The sequence below is a fragment of the Chryseobacterium cupriresistens genome, assembly GCF_046614675.1.
Taxonomy (GTDB): domain Bacteria; phylum Bacteroidota; class Bacteroidia; order Flavobacteriales; family Weeksellaceae; genus Chryseobacterium; species Chryseobacterium cupriresistens.
In genome coordinates this window covers 1-14,347 of the sequence record NZ_JBKKJT010000004.1, presented here as the reverse complement: position 1 = coordinate 14,347, position 14,347 = coordinate 1, and the positions used below count along the sequence as shown (strand labels likewise).

Genomic DNA, 14,347 nt, shown 5'->3' with positions numbered 1-14,347 from the left:
ATTGTCTAAATTTTAAACGAATTTATGAAAGATAATGCAAAAAACAGTGGTAAAAAATGCTAATTTTTGCAACATCATTAAAAACCAATGCGTTTTAAAATATAATACAGTAATCCAGAAACCTTTAACAGTAAAAGAAAGCCGGCATATTTGCCGGCTTTATCTATTTTACTTATAATTTTCAATTGCTTTATTGATGACATCAATCTGCTTGTTGATACTTGCGGCGTTTTGCGGATTCTGTTTCAGCAGTTCCATTTTTTTGCTCAAGCCATCTTTCAGCGTCTGAACCATCATCATTTTAGCCTGTGGATTGCCTGCCATTTGGTTTTTGGCATATCCTGCTATTTTAGTGACACTTTCAGTAGCTTTCAGGTTATCGGAAGTCATGATCCAGTTGAAACCGTCTTCTGCTGCTTTTCCCAATTCCGGATTCTGGAATTTAATGAATGGATAAAAAGTGGCAAGAGGTGCAATATTTTCTATCTGTGAAGTAATTCTGTTCTTTACAATAACAGGAAGCAATTGTGCCTGCAATTCTTCTGAAGCACCTTTCATATCAATTTTATCAGCAAGACTGTTTGCTCTTGACGGATCAATAGAAAGAAGCGCACCCATTGAACTTCCTTTTACTGCATTTGAAACAGCATTTACACCTTTTTCAAATAAAGGAAGGTATTTTTTATCTTTTGTTTTTCCTAAAGCCGTAATAGCTGCCGCTTGTACCAATGTTTTAGGATCATTGGAAGCCAGTTTTTCAACTTCAGCACCCAATGCTTTCATTTGTTCAGGATTAGTAAGGTCCATTAAGTTTAATGCTTTTTTTCTTACTCTGAAGAAAGGATCTTTTAATGCAGCAGCCAATAATTTTACAGCTGCAGGGTTTTTCCCGGCCTGATCTTTAATTCCGTTTAGAGCCAGATATCTGCTTTTAAATTCCTTGGAGTTGGTAAACTGCATCAGATTCTGTTCCGGAGTTTTAGTATCCGTAATATCAGCAAGTAAAACTCCGTCTGCGTTGATATTGACAAGATCCGGTGTTTTAGAAACATCAAAACTGAATGTATTTTTTGCTTCTGCATTTACCCAGACATTATATCTTTTAGGTTTTCCATTGTCATAGACATCAATAGCCAGAGGAAATTCAAATGGTTTTTCCTGAGTTTGATTAATGGTTACGGCAACCTGTTTTTTTACCGGCTCAAAGGTGGATGAATAATTAATCTTTGGGTTTCCGCTTCCAAAATACCATTGATTAAAGAACCAGTTTAAGTCTTTCCCGGAAACTTTTTCAAAAGACAATCTTAATTGGTGGGCTTCAGCATTTTGGTATTCATTGGTTTTCAGATAATCATTCATTCCGGCAAAGAAGGCATCATCTCCAAGATAGTTTCTCAGCATATTTAAAATGCCACCTCCTTTCTGGTATGTTACAAGATCAAAAACATCTTCACGGGATTCGTAATTGAATCTCACCAGATTTTTATTAAAATCGGACGGATTATGAAGATAATTATTCACATCCGTCATCAGGTGATAATCTGCCTGGTCTTTTCCATATTTGTATTCATTCCAAAGGTATTCGGAATAGTTAGCAAAAGATTCATTGACGGTAAGGTTGCTCCAGCTTTCTGCCGTTACCAGATCTCCAAACCAATGATGGAACAGTTCATGGGCAATGGTATCTTCCCATGTATTTTCATCGATAAGCTGACCGGGTTTCTGAAGGATATCACTTCCATGAAGAGTGGCTGTGGTATTTTCCATTGCACCACTTACATAATCTCTTCCGGAAATCTGGGCATATTTCGCCCATGGATAGTCATAATTCAGCTTTTTGGAGAAAAAGTCGATCATTTCCGGAGTATTTCCGTAGATCTGTTTAGCATAAGGCTCGTATTCCTTTTCAATATAATAATCAACAGGAATGTTTTTCCATTTGTCTTTTACGATGGCATATTCTCCAACGCCCATAAAGAAAAGATAAGTAGAATGTCTCTTGTCCATCACCCAATGATCGGTTCTAAGTCCGTTGGATTCTTTTTTAGAATCTTTCATAAGACCGTTGGAAAGCGTTACATATTTATCAGGAACTGTCATAAAGATTTCCTGTGTTGTCTTTTGGTTGGGTTTATCAATAGTAGGAAACCATGCTGAAGAAGATTCTGTTTCTCCCTGTGTCCAGATTTGCGTTGGCGTGTTGGGATCTGTTCCCTGAGCGTTTATGAAATACAAACCCTTTGCATCATTGATTGCCATACTTCCCTGTTGTTTCACTTCATTCGGGCGGGAGGTATATTTGATGTAAACGGTATAATCCTGATTTCTCTGATAAGTTTTATCCAGCGTAATTTTTAGAACATCATCTTTGTATTCGTATTTTAAAGGAGACTTTTTACCGTTGTTATCAAGAGCCACTTCATGAATCAGCATTCCTTTTGCATCAAGGGTAAGCTCATTGGTGGCATAGAAGTAAGGTGAAGCGGTAAGCCATTCTTCCCCATTCATCTGTTCTTTCTGATAATCGAAATTCACTTTCAGTTTTGTGTGCTTAAGCTCCGTTACTTTCGTGTGGGTAGCTCTGTATACTTTTTCTCTTCCTGAAGTTTCGGTTTGTGCTGATACATTGGCGGAAAATAAAATTCCAAGTATAGCAATTGATAAAATAGCCTTTCTCATCGGTCTGCTTTATTATTTTTTAGAATTATTTTTTTATGATGATGTCGAAAATATCATTAACAAGGGTTTCATAGTCGCCCTTTTTAAGTTGTTCCTTCGTTTTTGCAAACGCTTTTTTGAGTTCACTTTCCGGATTTTCGTCATCCACTATTTCTGCGGATGCCACACCTTTCAGCTGAAGTACAGCATTCTTCAGTACTTCAATATCTGCATTTTCTTCAATATTAATTTTTAAATACTTCATAATCTGTTCTTAAGCATTTGACATTTATGATATATTGCCTCCCAACGGATCATCTTACAAAAGAAATCCGGTGAACGGGCATTGTTCTTCCAAATGTAAGAAACTATTGCCAAAAGAAAGCGTAGTAAAGGATTTATATTCTAATTCCCTGACTTATGACCACAGACAATATCATCTATTCACATGAAAGTAATAGAAGTAAATTTAAAAAATAAAAAGATATAAAAAATTAAATGGCTACAGGAGCTTTGATCCCCGGATGCGGATCATAATTTTCCAGCGTAAAGTCCTCGAAATCGAAATCAAAGATATTTTTAACGTCAGGATTTAATTTCATTGTAGGAAGTGATCGTGGTTCTCTTCCAAGCTGTCTGTTTACCTGTTCAAAATGATTGTTATAAATATGAACATCTCCAAAACTGTGAACATAATCCCCTACTTCAAGATCACATACCTGAGCTACCATCATCAGCAGCAATGCATAACTTGCAATATTGAACGGTACACCAAGGAAAACATCTGCACTTCTCTGATACAGCTGCAGCGATAATTTACCATCAGCTACGTAGAACTGGAACAAGGCATGACAAGGAGCCAAAGCCATGTTAGGAATTTCTGCAACATTCCATGCTGATACGATAAGTCTTCTGGAATCCGGATTTTTTTTGATCTGGTCAATTACTTCTGTAATCTGGTCTACTACTTTTCCGTCTGCTCCATTCCAGCTTCTCCATTGTGCACCATAAACAGGTCCCAGATTTCCATTTTCATCTGCCCATTCATCCCAGATGCTTACCCCGTTATCATTAAGATACTTAATATTGGTATCTCCTTTCAGGAACCAAAGCAACTCATAGATAATGGATTTCAAATGCACTTTTTTCGTCGTTACCAAGGGAAATCCTTTAGACAGATCATATCTCAGCTGATATCCGAAAACACTTCTTGTTCCGGTGCCTGTTCTATCTGTTTTATCAGTTCCGTTGTCTAAAATATGCTGTAAAAGGTCCAGGTAGTTTTGCATTTTGATAAGGAATTTATGGACCAAATTTAGTAAAAAAAAAGCATCCTGCCTATGGATACTTTTTATAAGAGATTTATGTTTTTTTCGATAAATGAATGTATAGACTACACTCTCAGCCAATTAAGACAACAGATGGATTACAATACAGAGACACTAATTTTTTCACTGTTTCCGTTAATGGATTTCAGCTGTCCGTTTCTGTTTTCGTCTATAAAACTATCAGTATAATAATCAAGACTCACAGGACCGAATTTTACAAGCTTTTTATACTTACTCTGATCAATCACGTCTTTTGCTCCATAATCTATCACAATAGATCCTATCGTTTTCAGCTTGCCCATCTTGCTGTTATCTATGATATCATTAGGCCAATAATCTATAGCAAGATTTCCTATTTTCTTTACCTTACCTGCTTTTTCTTCAGTAAAGGCAGAATCTTCCCAATAGTCTACGGAAATATTCCCTAAACGTTTCAGCTTACCGGCTTTTTCCTTAGTGAAAGTAGAATCTTCCCAGTAATCTATTTTAACGTTTCCAATGCTTTTAAGTTTTCCATATTTCACTTTATCAAAAACCTGATCATCATAGTATTCCAGCTTGCCATTCAGGTCAGGAGCATTAAAATCAGCAATTGACCCGTCTGCATTAAGTGTAAACACAAAACCATCTACAGTAAATTTAACTGTTTCCAGATCATACGTTTTTGACGAAACGGAGGCACGAACCTGTGCATTGACCGCCAAACCTACCAATAAAAAGGCAAGGAAAAATAAATTTTTAATTTTCATATTATTTTAAAGATTATTACCAAATATGCTCAATATCCTGACTGATATTGTTGATGGTAAATGTCTCTCCCATTTTCTTGCCAAACATAGCCTTCACTAAAGGAGATTCTGCAGAAACCGTCATGATTTTCTGGTTCTCAACAATAATCTCTCCCATTGACGCCGCAACATAAAACATTCCTTTATTGGTTTTCACCAATGTTCCGTTCTGAACTTTTTCCGAAGGATCAGAAGTTATTTTCTGCAAAACAGCCTGTTGATTCAACACTTCATTGAGCTGCCTCTGCAGGTTATTGATTTCCTGCTGAAGCATTTCTCTTCCGGTTTCATATTTATCACCCATCGAGCTTTTGGTGTCATTGTTGGAAGCCCGTGTTTCTGCAATAAGATTTTCAAAATACCGGATTTTATCTGCGGCTTTTGCTTTAATGATATTGATTATTTCCTGTTTGTTCATTGGATGATCTTTTTTATTGCGGGCAGATAAACCACCCCGTCAAAATCATAGATTTTGACACCCCTCCAGCGGAGGGGAATTAGGTACTGCTTAGTGACTATGCATTAAGATAAAGCCAAAGATTTAAATATTACTTTTCAAATACGGCAAAATCAGATACCTTAAAACTAAAATCTTTTCCATTGCTGAAATCTCTTTTGGTTTTATCAAAAACATTTCTGAAGGTTCCGGACAGATGTTCGTCTTCAATGGAGAAATTAAGCGGTTCTTTTGACATGTTCAGGACTACCAGCACTTCATCTTTCCCATTTTTCCTTACATAAGCAAGAATTTTATCATTGGCTGTCGTATTAAGAAGATAGGTGGTCACATTGGAATCACCTCCTCTTAATGCAGGATTTGATGTTTTTAAATCCAATAATGTTTTATAGAAATCTGCAGCCTGATAGGTATTGGTCCATTTGATAGCATCTTTTTCGAAAAATTCCAATCTCTTCATATTTGGAAGTTCCTGGCCGGAATATAATAACGGAATGCCATTCCATGTTGCAGAGAATACTGCCATAGGTTTTGTAATGACTCCGTATTTTTCATATTCTGTTCCGTTCCATGAGTTTTCATCGTGATTGGTGGTAAACCAGGCTCTCATTGAAGCGTCTCCGATATTGGAGTATTGTCTCAGAAGATCTTTTAATTCCTGAAGAGGTTCATTATTTTTGTAATAGTCGGCAGATTTGTGCATCCATTTCCAGGAATAACTTGCGTCGAAAACTTTACCATATTCCGGACTTTCCAGCTCATCAAATTCTCCCAGCCAGAAAAGAGGCTTTATTTTTTCCACTTCAGGACGTGCCTGTTCCCAGAAATCGACTTCCACCCATGAAGCAAGATCACACCGGAATCCGTCGATATTGGTTTCCTGTACCCAGAACTTCATAGCATCAATCATTGCCTGGCGCATTTCCTGGTTTTTATAATCCAATTCAATAATATCATCCATTCCGGAAGCAATATGGAATTTTCCATCCGGATCTTTAAGATAAAATTCAGGATGTGTTTTTGTCCATAGATGATCCCAGCCGGTATGATTGGCTACCCAGTCGATGATGACTTTGAATCCTAACCTGTGAGCTTCATTCACCATATCTTTAAAATCCTGCAGGGTTCCGAATTCAGGATTGATGGAAGTATAATCTGCTGCGGCATAAGGACTCCCCAGACTTCCCTTTTTATTTTGCCGGGCAATCGGAGTAACAGGCATAAACCAGAGTGTTTTTACTCCCATAGATTTCAGTCGGGGCATTTCTTTTGCAAATGCTTTGAAAGTTCCTTCCTGAGTGTATTGTCTTATGTTTACTTCGTAAATATTTGTATTATGTTTCCAATCTTTTGGCAGTTCTGTCATCTTCCGGATTTTTTTTTGAGTGGTACAGGAAACAATTCCCAGACCAATTACAGCTAACAAAATTAATTTTTTCATTAAACTATTTTTAACAAAAGTAAGGATTGTTTTTGGAGAAAAAGGATAAGTAGTATTTAGACTTATAAAAAATGCTGGATCTATTAAAACCATTAAGAAGGATTTAAGAAATAAAGTCTAGTTAAGATGAATCATTCTGATTTTTAAGCTTAAAGCGAAGCTTATATTAACAACTTAATACCAATCTTAATGTTTCAAAAAATAAAAGTTTAAAGAAATTCTGTAAAAAAAGCATAAGTAAAACTCCATAAAAAAGCCCCGGATCTAAATCCGGGGCCAGTATATTGTATGATTATCTTTCATCATCATTGTCATCCTCATCATCAAAGACATCGTCATTGTAGTCTTCTTCTTCCTCATCATCAAAGCTGTCATCATCTTCGTCTGAAAAGTTTCCTCCCGCTCCGAAATCATCATCAAAACCGAACTCATCATCTACCAATGGCATTGCTGATTTCTTTTTGCCACCTCCGGCACTTCCGTTTTTGCTTGGAGCTTTTAATGGAACATTTCCAAATCTGTATACAGTGATCGGATAGTTCACGCCTTTTGTTTCTTCAATTACTTCCACAAGCTCGCAGAAGAATTCCCAAAGATCAAGAAGTCCATACTGGAATTGCGCTTTGTCACCTACATTTTCAAAAGCTTCATCAATGTAAACATCTGACATGATCTCACCATCACCATCATCACTCATATCTTCCAATGGGACACTTTTTACGATCGTTCCGTCATCTTCCAACAGATTAAAAGTAGAAAGCTCATCTCCCTGCAGACTGAATGCACTTTTAATTCCTAAATGTAAGTTCCATAACGTTTGTTTTCCCTTAACTTCGACATCACGGAAAATATCCTCTTTCGCATCTAATATTACGCGGATTTTGTAAACCATATCAGTTTCTTAAATTACTTTTTGCCTTTATAATTATGATAAATCTCTGTTGCAAATATATAATAAATGACATGTGACAAAAAAATATTTCAGGATTTTTTAAAATATTTTTTTTTCTTACATTTTGCCGGAATTATTTACTTTTTTCAAGCATAAAACTGAACTTCGTCCCTTCAAGGTAAACGCTTTCTACGGTAATGTTTTCGTTGTGAGCTTCAAGGATGTGTTTTACAATAGCCAGACCGAGTCCGGAGCCGCCTTCTCTTCTGCTTCTGCTGGTTTCCACACGATAAAATCTTTCGAAGATTCTTGGAAGAATTTCAGATTTGATACCCATTCCATTGTCTATCACTTCGATCAGTACCTTATTTTTAAGGACACTGGTTTTTACAATCACTTTTGCTTCCTGCCTGTTGGCATAATGAATAGCATTGGAAATCAGATTAATAAAAACCTGGGAGATTTTCTGTTTATCGGCTTCCACAAAAATCTGCGGATGAAGGGTCTGAATTTGTAATGTTGTATTTCGTTTTTCAGCTTCAAGATCAAGAAGGTCAAAAATCTCTTTGATCAGAAGATTCACATCGAATTTTGAAACGGTAAGATTGATTTCACCGGCTTCCAGCCTGTTAATCATATCAAGATCTGTCACAATAGCGATCAGTCTTTCTACCGATTTATCAATTCTCTCCAGATATTTGTCACGGATTGTAAGATTATCCACGCCGCCGTCTCTTAGGGTTTCTACATATCCTTGGATAGAAAAAAGAGGAGTCTTCAGCTCATGGGAAACATTTCCGATGTATTCTTTACGGTAACTTTCCATCTCTTTCATCATATCAATTTCGGAAGCTCTCTGCTGATTAAGGTCTGAAAATCTTTCTCCTAATTCTTTAATGGTTATATTTTCATCATTATCATGAACCATTTCCTGAGGAAGGATTCCGGAAAGTCCTTTCACCTGCTTTCTTCCGTAATAATTAAAGAGCAGCTCCAGTACTACACAGTTGATCATAAAGATCAGGATAATACAGATGAAAAGACCCGTTTTGAACAAAGGGGTCTCATAATAGATATCTTTCAGCGAATCGAATACGACTACTAAAAGGAGCATTACCAGTGTCAGCAGACAGGAGGCAACGAGGGTAAGTCTGTAAAATTTCAATTTTACAACGTTTTAATGATTGAACGTAAAGTTAGGATTTTTAAATAATTAAACGATCAGTTTATACCCAATCCCTTTTAATGTCTGAATCGTATTGATTCCCAGTTTTTCTCTTAGTCTTCTGATGTGAACATCAATGGTTCTTTCTCCTACGATCACATCATTACCCCAAACTTTTTCCAGGATCTCTTCTCTTTTGAAAACCTTCTCAGTATTGGAAGCCAAAAGGTAAAGCAAATCAAATTCTTTTTTAGGAAGAAGAAATTGCTGTCCGCTTTTGGAAACCCTGAAGTTATCTTTATCGATAACAAGGTCTCCGATTTCGATGAGTTTAGCATTGTCAGACACCTGAGAGGTTAGCTGTAATAATGCATTTACTTTAGAGATAAGGATTTTCGGTTTGATCAGTTTTACAATGTAATCATTAGCACCCGCCTGAAAACCTGCTAATTGAGAAAACTCTTCGCTTCTTGCAGAAAGGAACACGATAAGTGTTTTTTGCAGTTCTTTCACTTTACGAAGTTCCTGACAGGTTTCTATACCATCTTTTTCAGGCATCATGACATCTAATAAGATAAGATCCGGAACAATTTCCTTTGCTTTTTCTATACCTTCGTTACCATTGGTAGCGGTATAGATATCATACCCTTCTTTTTCCAAATTGTAAGACAGAATCTCTAAAATGTCCAGTTCATCGTCTATTAAAAGAATTTTTTTGCTCATCTTCTAGTTTAAGAATTCCCACAAAATTAATTATTTCAATTGATTTCATCTATCCGCCAAATGTTAACTAATTATTAAAAAATTACATTTTACACATTAATTACAAAATCAATAAAAAAATCAATAAATAAATATACACAAATCAAATATAAGGAATAATAATTAACATTAAAACAAAAATTATAATTATATAAATTAAACATCGATAAGTATAAAATCTGTTCTTTCGTTAATACAAACTTCATAATTAATTAAGATTCTCCTAAAGTTTTCTTAAAAACTTAGCCTTTATTTTGCCCTTGAAAAAGAAGTAAAAGAAGTAATAATGAAAAAACAACTCCACAAGAGCATCATGCTACTTGCCTTGTTTTCTGCTGGCTATGCTTTTGCACAAAGTCAGATTTTGGAAGGTAGGGTATTGGACGAGAAAGATAATACTCCAATAGAAGGTGTAAAGGTAAAAGTAAATGGTCAGGAAGTAACCACTGACATTTCCGGATACTACTCTATCAACCTTTCCCCTGGCACCAATTACATTGTAACCGTAAGTTCCAACGGGTATAACAGAAAAGAGATCAGTGAAGTTATTATCAAAAATGAAGGTAACACCCATCTTGATATCGTTCTGGATAAGCCCTCTACCAAAGAGAAAGAAATTGAGGGAGTTGTCATAAAATCAAACGCAAGAAAAGAAACCATAGCCTCTACCATCGGTTTACAAAAGAATGCCGGTGTAGTTTCTCAGGTTATCGGTGTTGAAGCGATTAAAAGAAGTCCGGACAGAAACACCGGTGAAGTTCTGAAAAGAGTTTCAGGGGTGAGTTTATTCGACGGAAAATATATTGTAGTAAGAGGTTTATCAGACCGTTATAACCAGGCCATGCTGAACGGTATTCAGTTATCCAGTACGGAGCCTGACAGAAAGACTTTCTCTTTTGATCTTTTCCCTGCTAACGTTATCGAAACCCTTGTTATCAACAAAACGTTCATTCCGGAATATACAGGAGAATGGGGAGGTGCTTTGATTCAGGTAAATACGAAGGATATTCCTAATAAAAACTTCTTCAATGTACAGGTAGGTGTAGGTGGAAACACTGCTACTATGGGACAGGAATTCCATATGCAGAAAGGAGGAAAATGGGACTTTTTAGGAATTGATGACGGCTATAGAAAACTTCCAACCAATATGCCTGCGAAAAATGCTTTCAGTATTCTGACTGAAGCACAAAAAACAGAGATTGGTAAAGGATATACCAAGAATCTGGGATACAACAGCATTGGTTATCCTGAAAACTTAAGTTTACAATTAGACGGAGGTTTCAACACGAAAGTATTCGGAAAAGATTTAGGAGTAATTGCTGTTTTAAACTATAGTAACAACAAAAGAAGAACCGAATCTACCAACCGTTTCTTTACTATCAACGACCAGCTTGCTGATACCAACTTCGATTATTTTACAGAAAAATACAGCAATGATATTATTTTAGGAGGGATGTTGAACCTTTCTTTAAAGCTGAACAACAATAATAAAATCTCCTTAAAGAATATCATCACCAACAATACGGTAAATCACATGTCCTTCAGAACAGGAAAGGACTTTGAATTTGATCCGATTAACGGTACCAATATCATGGCAAGGGAAATTGGATTTAAAGAAACAACTTTCTATAACTCTACCCTTTCCGGTAATCATAAAATTGATGTACTTGGCGGATTGACCGTGAACTGGTACGGAAGTTTCGGAATCCTTGATCAATACATTCCTTTGCTGCAGCGTTTACAGTATAACCAATATACGAATATGCCGGGAAGCCCTTATTTAGCATTAATTTCTAATGGTCTTTCTCAAAAATCAGGAAGTGTATTCTACTCCACCCTAAGCGACTATTTATATAATGCAGGAGGTGATGTTTCCAAGACGTTTACGATGTTTGGACAAAAACAAACGATCAAAGGAGGTTATTTATTCCAGGTAAAAGACAGAATATACAACTCAAGACCATTCTCTGTAAGGCTTGAAAACTTCAATCAGGGATTACTTTCCCAGCCTTTTGAAACCATCTTCAATCCTGGTAACTTCGGAACTAACGGTGGATTCACATTTGATGAAATTGCAGGAAACCAGTACAGATATATTGCCAACACCATCCTTAACGCAGGATACTTACAGTTTGACAATAACTTCACACCATGGTTAAGAGCTGTCTGGGGATTAAGAGTGGAGAACTTTGATCAGTTGGTAGGAAGCACGAAGAAAAGCGATGACCGTTTTGTAAACACTCGTGTTACAGATTTCTTACCTGCTGTGAACTTAACATTCAAGGTAAATCCTAAAATGAATATCCGTCTTGCAGGTTCACAAACTGTTGTAAGACCAGAATTTAGAGAAGTTTCTCCTTTGGCATATTATGATTTTGATCTGGGAGCAACTGTAATCGGTAACAAATCTATCGAAAGAACCAAAATTACGAGTGCCGACCTTCGCTGGGAATTCTACCCAAGAAACGGGGAAATTATTTCCGTGGCAGGTTTCTATAAAAACTTCAAAAAACCGATCGAATTATACTTCAACCAATCCGGGGTAGGAACGAGTAACACCTTCAACTATCTTAACGTAGATAAAGCTGATGCTTACGGACTGGAAGTGGAAGCCAGAAAAAAACTGGATTTTGTAAGCGCTCTTAAAAACTTTACGCTGGGTGGAAACGTAGCATTAATCAAAAACAGAGTAACAGACGAAGCTACCAATATTGACAGACCAATGCAGGGACAATCTCCATATACTGTCAACCTAAGTCTTCAGTATGATACTGAAAAATCAGGATGGTCTTCAACGCTATTGTTCAACATGATCGGAAGAAGAATCCTTTATGTAGGGAACGATCAGGTTCCACCAATCTGGGAAGCACCAAGACCTCTTTTAGACTTCCAGCTTTCTAAAAAACTATGGAGCAACAAAGGAGAGATCAAGCTGAATGTTTCAGACATCCTGAACCGTCGTGCCAAATTCTACCATGACCTGAACGACAATGGCAAGTATGACAGCAAAGATGCTCTTGCTATTGAAAGACTTACAGGAACCAATATCAGTTTAACACTGGGATACAATTTTTAATTCACTCAACAAATAATCTAATAAATAATTTAATTCTTTATAACATGAAAAAGTTCGTTTTATATTCTTTAATGCTTGGCGCTCTAGTATCAACTACCGCATGTAGAAATATAGAAGAAGATGGACCTACCATTATTCAAAATGGAGGTAACGGAAACGGAGAAACTGAAAACCTTATTCTTTCAGGAAAAATCACTTCCAATACTACACTTAAAGCCAATAAAATCTATAAGCTGAGAGGACTGGTATATGTAACTAACGGAGCTACTTTAACGATCGAGCCAGGTACAAAGATTGTAGGTGAAGCTGATAAAAACGGAGCTTTGATCATTACAAGAGGAAGTAAAATCATGGCAGAAGGTACTGCTGCCAACCCTATTATTTTCACTTCAGAAAAACCAAGTCCTAAAAGAGGAGACTGGGCAGGTTTAGTTATTTTAGGAAACGCTCCTACCAATGCATCTTTCGGAGGCGCAAACGGAGTTGGAGAAATTGAAGGAGGAATCAACAACTCTGAAGGTCTTGGACTTTATGGCGGAACCAATGCTGCTGATAATAGTGGTGTATTAAAATATGTAAGAATAGAATATGCAGGATATGCATTTTTACCAGATAAAGAGGTTAACGGACTTACATTCGGTGGTGTAGGTAACGGAACTACAGTAGATTATGTAGAGGTTGCTTATGCTAACGATGACAGTTTTGAGTGGTTCGGAGGAACAGTAAACTGTTCTCACCTTATTTCTTACAAAGGTCTTGATGACGATTTCGATACTGACAACGGGTATTCAGGAAAGGTACAGTTTGGTATCGCAGTAAGAGATTCTCAGGTAGCAGACGTTTCAGGTTCTAACGCATTTGAATCTGATAATGATGCCAACGGTTCTACTTTAACACCTCAAACATCCGCTACGTTCTCTAACATGACGATTATCGGGCCAATCAACTCTGCAGCTCCGGGATCAATCAATGCGCTATTCCAGAATGCACTACAGATCAGAAGAAACTCTTCTATCTCTGTATTCAACTCTGTATTCACAGGATTCCCGGTTGGTTTATTCATCGATGCTACGAAAGGTTCTCCAACAGATAACAATATTGTTGGTAACAAATTATTCTTCGAAAACAACATATTGGCTGGAACTACAACTCCTTTAAAATTTGGCCCATCAACTTCTACGCCGACGACGTATACGTTAGCTGACCTTACTACATGGTTCAATGCTAAAGGAAACACCATCCTTGCTTCTACAGCTGATGTAAAACTTGCCGGTGCTTGGGCTCCTGCAGGAACTACTCCAAACTTTACCCCTACTTCAGGTTCTCCATTATTAACAGGTGGAGCATTTACAAACGCTAAATTAGCAACCTGGTTTACACAGGTTACTTACAGAGGTGCTGTAAAAGATGCTACGGATACATGGTATGCAGGATGGACTAACTTTAACTTATAACATCATCATATAAGTACCTAGATTTAATTTCAAATAGAGGTCTCCGGAAGTAATTTCCGGGGGCTTTTTTTATCGTTATTACGGGATATTACAAATATTAGGAATTTTGAATATGAATAGATGTTCACATTGTAAAATATAAAAAGGGAATATGAACAGTTATTTTGGGTTTGAATACAGATATTCTTTCATAATTTTTGGCTCCTATGTTTGCAAAAGAATAAATTTACATACAAAGCAAAAGGGGTGAGAGAACAGTTTTGGCTAAATAACTCAGGAAGTATATTGTGCTTTAGAAATGTCCTCACTTCTTTATTCCTTTTAGA

The 14,347-nt window shown here is 36.7% G+C and carries 11 protein-coding genes; 2 read left to right on the top strand and 9 right to left on the bottom strand.

Features of this window, described 5'->3' with window-relative positions; genetic code table 11:
• Positions 1-168: 168 nt before the first annotated feature.
• From ACLI50_RS12380 to ACLI50_RS12340, 9 genes are all read right to left on the bottom strand, one after another.
• Positions 169-2,679, bottom strand: coding sequence for a M1 family metallopeptidase (locus ACLI50_RS12380; RefSeq protein ID WP_202838893.1), 2,511 nt, complete (start codon positions 2,677-2,679; stop codon positions 169-171).
• Positions 2,680-2,704: 25 nt separating this feature from the next.
• Complete coding sequence (locus tag ACLI50_RS12375) at positions 2,705-2,923, bottom strand: hypothetical protein (RefSeq protein ID WP_110010187.1); 219 nt, start codon at positions 2,921-2,923, stop codon at positions 2,705-2,707.
• 229 nt (positions 2,924-3,152) lie between these two features.
• The gene (locus tag ACLI50_RS12370; protein WP_110010188.1) at positions 3,153-3,947 is read right to left on the bottom strand and encodes a thymidylate synthase; all 795 of its coding nucleotides are present in this window, start codon (positions 3,945-3,947) and stop codon (positions 3,153-3,155) included.
• A 137-nt stretch (positions 3,948-4,084) separates the two neighbouring features.
• Complete coding sequence (locus ACLI50_RS12365; protein WP_110010189.1) at positions 4,085-4,735, bottom strand: hypothetical protein; 651 nt, start codon at positions 4,733-4,735, stop codon at positions 4,085-4,087.
• A gap of 16 nt (positions 4,736-4,751) precedes the next feature.
• Positions 4,752-5,192 carry a hypothetical protein gene (locus tag ACLI50_RS12360; RefSeq protein WP_110010190.1) on the bottom strand — a complete coding sequence of 147 codons (441 nt, stop codon included), beginning with the start codon at positions 5,190-5,192 and terminating at the stop codon, positions 4,752-4,754.
• 130 nt (positions 5,193-5,322) lie between these two features.
• Entirely contained in the window at positions 5,323-6,672 is a 1,350-nt protein-coding gene (locus ACLI50_RS12355; protein WP_343643647.1) for an alpha-amylase family glycosyl hydrolase, read from the bottom strand.
• Between the two features lie 292 nt (positions 6,673-6,964).
• A complete protein-coding gene (locus tag ACLI50_RS12350) occupies positions 6,965-7,564 on the bottom strand; it encodes an IS1096 element passenger TnpR family protein (RefSeq protein ID WP_110010192.1) in 600 nt (199 codons plus the stop codon).
• Between the two features lie 133 nt (positions 7,565-7,697).
• A complete protein-coding gene (locus ACLI50_RS12345; RefSeq protein ID WP_110010193.1) occupies positions 7,698-8,729 on the bottom strand; it encodes a sensor histidine kinase in 1,032 nt (343 codons plus the stop codon).
• A gap of 48 nt (positions 8,730-8,777) precedes the next feature.
• Complete coding sequence (locus tag ACLI50_RS12340; RefSeq protein WP_002977493.1) at positions 8,778-9,452, bottom strand: response regulator; 675 nt, start codon at positions 9,450-9,452, stop codon at positions 8,778-8,780.
• A gap of 325 nt (positions 9,453-9,777) precedes the next feature.
• Between ACLI50_RS12340 and ACLI50_RS12335 the strand changes: the two genes are divergently transcribed.
• Together ACLI50_RS12335 and ACLI50_RS12330 are read left to right on the top strand one after the other, a co-directional pair.
• On the top strand, positions 9,778-12,567 hold the full coding sequence (locus tag ACLI50_RS12335) for a TonB-dependent receptor (RefSeq protein ID WP_202838891.1): 2,790 nt from the start codon (positions 9,778-9,780) through the stop codon (positions 12,565-12,567).
• A 44-nt stretch (positions 12,568-12,611) separates the two neighbouring features.
• On the top strand, positions 12,612-14,021 hold the full coding sequence (locus ACLI50_RS12330) for a hypothetical protein (protein WP_330747316.1): 1,410 nt from the start codon (positions 12,612-12,614) through the stop codon (positions 14,019-14,021).
• Positions 14,022-14,347 lie beyond the last annotated feature (326 nt).

Bases quoted from the DNA above. Each gene is read 5' to 3' on its own strand.
- ACLI50_RS12360 (WP_110010190.1), bottom strand. From the start codon at position 5,192: ATGAACAAACAGGAAATAATCAATATCATTAAAGCAAAAGCCGCAGAT.
- ACLI50_RS12330 (WP_330747316.1), top strand. From the start codon at position 12,612: ATGAAAAAGTTCGTTTTATATTCTTTAATGCTTGGCGCTCTAGTATCA.
- ACLI50_RS12375 (WP_110010187.1), bottom strand. From the start codon at position 2,923: ATGAAGTATTTAAAAATTAATATTGAAGAAAATGCAGATATTGAAGTA.
- ACLI50_RS12340 (WP_002977493.1), bottom strand. From the start codon at position 9,452: ATGAGCAAAAAAATTCTTTTAATAGACGATGAACTGGACATTTTAGAG.
- ACLI50_RS12365 (WP_110010189.1), bottom strand. From the start codon at position 4,735: ATGAAAATTAAAAATTTATTTTTCCTTGCCTTTTTATTGGTAGGTTTG.
- ACLI50_RS12380 (WP_202838893.1), bottom strand. From the start codon at position 2,679: ATGAGAAAGGCTATTTTATCAATTGCTATACTTGGAATTTTATTTTCC.
- ACLI50_RS12370 (WP_110010188.1), bottom strand. From the start codon at position 3,947: ATGCAAAACTACCTGGACCTTTTACAGCATATTTTAGACAACGGAACT.
- ACLI50_RS12350 (WP_110010192.1), bottom strand. From the start codon at position 7,564: ATGGTTTACAAAATCCGCGTAATATTAGATGCGAAAGAGGATATTTTC.
- ACLI50_RS12335 (WP_202838891.1), top strand. From the start codon at position 9,778: ATGAAAAAACAACTCCACAAGAGCATCATGCTACTTGCCTTGTTTTCT.
- ACLI50_RS12355 (WP_343643647.1), bottom strand. From the start codon at position 6,672: ATGAAAAAATTAATTTTGTTAGCTGTAATTGGTCTGGGAATTGTTTCC.